The sequence below is a fragment of the Cedecea sp. NFIX57 genome (genome assembly GCF_900177785.1).
GTDB classification, from domain to species: Bacteria; Pseudomonadota; Gammaproteobacteria; order Enterobacterales; family Enterobacteriaceae; genus Cedecea; species Cedecea neteri_C.
This window is the reverse complement of the sequence record NZ_FXAS01000103.1, coordinates 1-2,163: the sequence shown is the minus strand read 5'-3', so window position 1 is coordinate 2,163 and position 2,163 is coordinate 1. Positions and strand designations below refer to the sequence as shown.

Sequence of the window (2,163 nt, the reverse complement as noted above, 5' to 3'; positions counted from 1 at the left end):
GTCGGCATGGTTCGAGCGAGCAGATGCCACCGGCTGAATATGAAAACCTATATTATCAACGGCTCAGAAGTGTCTAGATTATCCGTGGCGATTCAGACTCTGGCCTGTTGTGTCTTGTTATCAGAAGATTCACTGCCTTATTTTCCGGAAGAAATCGTGATACTGAATATCAGCAGGGCGGTTATCAAGTGGCTTAACGAAATAATTAATGATTGGCCAACAGTAATTATACTGGGTGTTAATGCAGGTGTATGGCTCTGAGACCCGGCGAAGCCGGCTACTGGTTTGAGAGATTCCACTAACCCTTAATCCGGAAGAATCAAAACAACTGAAAGCAAAACAGAAAGTTGTCTATGCTATCGCGGTGAGCCTGGCAAGGGTTTGCTGCAGTCGGGGTGTCGCTGCGTTATGCGGGCGTCAGAAGCCCTTACAGGCATGTACATTAGCTTTAACCGCATTTCTCTTTAACAAAGTTGCGCTAAGACAAAGCGTTTTTCAGAGCGTGTTGTACGATGAAATTAAAGACAATATGCCTTCTGGATCGGTGTTACCCCGATACTCCAGTGGTTGCTGATAACGGGACCCACTGCTGGTGGCGTGGGTGTATAAAAAATAAAAAAGCCCTGCCAGAGCAGGGCTGAATAACTGCAACACAATTACAAAATACAAACGCTACAGACGGACAGGATTGTTTACGGGAACTGAGTGTAACTGATGTGACTGGTTTCTATGAGAGCTTCCAATAAAAACCAGGAGTTTTCTCTCCTCACACAGGAAGTTTGATGTTCAGTCGTGCGCAAACTCACGTCAGCGGTTACCTGCTCCATCAATAAGCAGGTGGAACATTTTAAAATCATTTCCAGGATAAAGCGCATTGACCTGGCTCCGACGTGCATTCCTCCCTAAAATAATGCTTCCTCAAGCAGGTAGTGTGAGAAGAAATCCATTTGGGGTGACCCCCAGCTGACGTGGATGTTGAAATTCCGGCATGAACTCAGGGAGCTGAGCGACGAGTCCCGGAACCGTTAAGAGAGGCCACAGCCCCCAAGCCGGCCACCATGCCCACCAGCTTCCGGTTAACCCGCGGCCCGCCATTGGCCTCTGCTGGAAGCTCTGCGCCCACCCGGACAGCGGCATCGCCAGCCACTGCGGCTATCAGCATCAACGCCAGCGGTACGGTCGTCCCCTCCATCCCCACCACAAAACAAAGCCCAGAGCCATGTTAGTATCCTGCCCGGGCCGAAATGCCCGAACGGCTCTTCGGCACAGTAGAGATAAGGATTAATCCATCCTGATCCATAAAGCACCCAAGAGCAGGCTGTAGCTCCGGTAGCCGTTATCCAAATGATAATACCCGTTGATCGGGGCAGGACGCTGTCCGTTAAAACCTGCGAGGCGGTATGCCATGCTTGTCACCCTTGTTGTCCTATAGCAGATAAAACTCACACAGTGGGTGACCTGAAAGGAGTGAAAATTATTCACAGTTCCCATAAGGTGACAGATGCCGCTTTGAGGTATGGGAGTGCCAGTAGTCGCTGAAAATATCACTGCAGGTGGTCCAACCGCAGAGGTGGCAGCACTTAATAATATGAGAAAAGTGAGACCTGATCATGAAAATACTGGGATATCCGTCATCATGGAGAACTCAGTCAATGTCCGATGCTCGCTGAATAGGTGTGGGGACACTGATCTGTTGGAAAACGGATGCTGTATTTCCGCAGGTCCGGTTCTGAGGAAGGGTCCGTTTGGATAACCGGCGGGTCAACTCACCCACACAGCATTACTGAGCGTGGAGTGTGAGGGAAACCAACCCTGCACCAGCAACAGCACCGGAGACCCTGTACACGATTCTGTGTAAATGCCTTTTCTCAGAAGTGACCATCCAGGCGGTTGTAGTGATGTGATGGACGCCCCTCCCTAAGGTGTTAGTGCCATACTTTTACTGACTGCATTATTCCGGGAGTTACATCGCATGAACACGATCAGAGTTGTTGGTATCGATATTGCCAAATCTGTTTTTCAGGTCTGCGTCTGGATGATTGATGGTTCCGTTGCCTGGAACAGAAAAATTGTTCTGGTCAAGTTAATCAGGACACTTTTTTATCAGACATCTGTTCATAGCGTACCGGAGATATTTCCCCGTTCGCCGTATGATTTCTGTCA

Annotated in this window: 2 protein-coding genes and 1 pseudogene; 2 read left to right on the top strand and 1 reads right to left on the bottom strand. The window is 49.2% G+C overall.

Going from position 1 to position 2,163, the window contains the following annotated elements:
* A partial coding sequence (locus B9Y90_RS26790; protein WP_217809003.1) for a hypothetical protein occupies window positions 1-261 on the top strand: 261 nt, incomplete at its 5' end.
* 733 nt (window positions 262-994) lie between these two features.
* On the opposite strand, the gene B9Y90_RS25950 is transcribed toward B9Y90_RS26790, so the two are convergent.
* The gene (locus B9Y90_RS25950) at window positions 995-1,192 is read right to left on the bottom strand and encodes a hypothetical protein (protein WP_139827514.1); all 198 of its coding nucleotides are present in this window, start codon (window positions 1,190-1,192) and stop codon (window positions 995-997) included.
* A 780-nt stretch (window positions 1,193-1,972) separates the two neighbouring features.
* On the opposite strand from B9Y90_RS25950, the pseudogene B9Y90_RS27485 reads away from it, so the two are divergent.
* Window positions 1,973-2,163, top strand: a pseudogene (locus B9Y90_RS27485) (hypothetical protein); the annotation flags it as partial.